We start from the raw sequence: 2,566 nt of genomic DNA, 5'->3' as shown, positions 1-2,566 counted from the left end.
TGGCTAGTAGCCTTTTGCGGTACCGTCAGTCAGCGAAAGACGGTACCGCAAATCGGCTAATCACGGTACTGGCTAGCCGCTCTCCTCGTCCTTCTTACGCTTCGCGAAGTACTCGCGCATGTTCGGCCCCTCGATGTCCATGTATCTAGAAGCCGTGGCGATGCGGTTCAAGATGGAGTCCGCCATCAGCTCGCCTTCGATGCGGAGGTACCACTCCTCCGGCTCCAGCTGCGAGGCGATGAGCGTCGCCTGCCTTCCCTCGCGCGCCTCCATGATCTCGAACAGGTCCACCGCGTCTTGGGTGCTGATCGGCGTGGTCATGAAGTCGTCGACGATCAGCAGCTTCACGGTCTTGAGCTCGTCCATCTTCTCGAAGTACGAGCCGTCGGCGCACGCCCTCGCGCGGTTGAGCTCCATGAACATGTCCGCCATGCGCGTGTAAGAGACGCGGTGGAGATGGCGGCACGCGGAGTTGCCGAGCGCCTGGCACAGGTAGCTCTTCCCGCAGCCGGTCTTCGAGATGATGACGAGCACCTCGTTGTCCTCAACCCACTTGCACCCGGCGTAGCGCGCGACGCGGTCGCGGCTGAGCTTCCTGCCAGGCAGGTAGACGACGTCTTCCACGCAGGCCGTAGGGATCTTGAACCCCGCCTCGCGGTTGAGCTTGGCGATCTTGCGCTCCTTGCGCGCCGCCGCCTCGGCGTCCAGGAGCTCGACCATCTTGTCCTCGAACGTCATGTCGTCGTAGGCGGGGTCGTCGACCATCTCCCTCAGCTTCTCGCCCATGGCCCTGACCCTGAACTTCTTGAACAGGCCGAAGTGCTCCTCAGTCAGCATCGACGCCCCCCCTTCCTGCGGTAGGCGTCCGCGCCGCGCAAACGGCCCGCATGCGCCGCGCGGTCGACGACCTGCGCGGGCCCCTCGGCGGCGGCGCAGGCTGTGCCGGCTGCCCTGGCGCTGTCCCGCTGCGCCTTGATGGAGAGGATCGCGTTCTTCACACCGGTGTAGCTTGCGACCGCGCAAAGGGCGTTGACCTGGGCGCACGCGGCCTCGAGCAGCTGCGGGGTGTACCTCTTCGAGAGGCCCAGTATGTTGCGGCAGGGGACGAACGCCTGCTCCACGATCTTCCTGCTGCCGAGCACGCGCGCAATGGCGAGCTCGGTCTCCGGGCCGATCTTGGCGGCCCATGACAGGAAGCGCTCGTCAGACCACGGCGAGCCGGCGTCCCGGTGGTTTGCCGGCATGTGCTCGTCGAAGGTGTCGTACTGCCCCTTCCTGCCGGTCAGGCGCACATGCTCGCAGACGGGCTCGCCGTTGTCGTAGACGACCACCTTGGAGGCCGTGACCTTCGCCTCCAAGGTGCGGCCGATTAGGGAGTGCGGCACCGAGTAGTGCATGTAGTCTATGGTGACGTGGTAGTCCGGCGACACCTTGGGGTAGCACCACCTGCACATCTCGTAGCGCTCTGCCGGCAGCGGCATGAGCTGGCCGGCCTCCTCTTCGTCGAACAGCGACGAGCGCGACCCTTCCTTCGCCGAGAACGGGCGGCTGTTGAGCCACCCGACGCGCTGCGCGCAGAACTCGTTGAACTCGTCGAGCGTGTAGAAGCGCATCTCCGAGGACGGGGCGATCACCCACTTCTCGACGAGGTCGACGGTCCCCTCGGCGGTGCTCTTGTCGCGCGGCTTGCGCACGCGGGCGGGGACGACGGCACAGCCGTAGTGCTCTGCGAAGCGCTCGTAGTCCTTGTTCAGCAGCGTCTCGTACGCCGATCCGCGGCCTGTCGCCGTGGCGCAGTTGTCCGGGACGAGCATGCGGGGCACGCCGCCGAACTCCTCGAAGGCCGACATGTGGCCCTCGAGCCAGGACTGCTGGCGCATGTCGGCGAAGCCGCGCGCCCAGAAGCGGCCCGAGAACGGCAGCGAGACGACGAGAACGTGCACCTTCGTCGCCTTGCCCGTTATCTTGTCGGTGAGCTTGGCGGCGTCGCCTGCCCAGTCCACGTAGGCCTTCTCGCCGGGGGCGTGCTTGAAGTGCTGCGTCGCGCCGAGCTTCTCTGCCTCGTCGGAGAACTGCTCGCAGAAACTCTGGTAGGAGTAGGCGAGCTTCTCGCACTCTGCGGCAGACGAGCAGTACTCCTGCCAGAACTGCTTCACGACGAGTTTGCGGCACCTCTTCTTGCGCTCGACGTAGGCCCGCATGTCGGGCTGCAGGTAGGCGGCGTTCCTCTTCCTGCCGCGTGCTTCTTTGGGGAAGAATGTGTCGTCGACGGCGGACGGGTCCATGCCTGACACCTCGTCGTAGGTGAGCCCGTGCTCCCTGATCGCCTTGGCGGCCGAGGAGACGTCGCGCTTGCTCACGTGCAGGGCGGCTGCGACGTCGTCTTGGCTGCTCCCTCCTCTCAGGAGCATCAGGAGGACCTTCTTCATCTTCGCCATAGTGATTCCTTTCCGTCTATCGCATCCCGGATTGGATGCTTGCGACGGATTCTATGGCGGTACCGCAATTGGTTGATTCGCAGTACCGGAATTTGCTGACTGTCAGTACCAAGAGGGCTTACTACTCA

General features: G+C 64.8%; 2 protein-coding genes. Both read right to left on the bottom strand.

Translation table 11 applies throughout. The features are described from left to right. Nucleotides 1-72: 72 nt before the first annotated feature. The gene (locus F8C90_RS10650; RefSeq protein WP_170264654.1) at nucleotides 73-837 is read right to left on the bottom strand and encodes an ATP-binding protein; all 765 of its coding nucleotides are present in this window, start codon (nucleotides 835-837) and stop codon (nucleotides 73-75) included. Further along, complete coding sequence (gene istA / locus F8C90_RS10645) at nucleotides 831-2,438, bottom strand: IS21 family transposase (protein ID WP_158050479.1); 1,608 nt, start codon at nucleotides 2,436-2,438, stop codon at nucleotides 831-833. Before istA ends, F8C90_RS10650 begins: the two co-directional genes overlap by 7 nt. Between the last annotated feature and the right edge of the window lie 128 nt (nucleotides 2,439-2,566).

It is taken from the genome of Ellagibacter isourolithinifaciens (genome assembly GCF_008831035.1).
GTDB classification, from domain to species: Bacteria; Actinomycetota; Coriobacteriia; order Coriobacteriales; family Eggerthellaceae; genus Ellagibacter; species Ellagibacter isourolithinifaciens.
Note: the sequence above shows the minus strand (reverse complement) of the source record. Positions and strands in the feature narration are given on the sequence as shown.

Bases quoted from the DNA above. Each gene is read 5' to 3' on its own strand.
- istA (WP_158050479.1), bottom strand. From the start codon at position 2,438: ATGGCGAAGATGAAGAAGGTCCTCCTGATGCTCCTGAGAGGAGGGAGC.
- F8C90_RS10650 (WP_170264654.1), bottom strand. From the start codon at position 837: ATGCTGACTGAGGAGCACTTCGGCCTGTTCAAGAAGTTCAGGGTCAGG.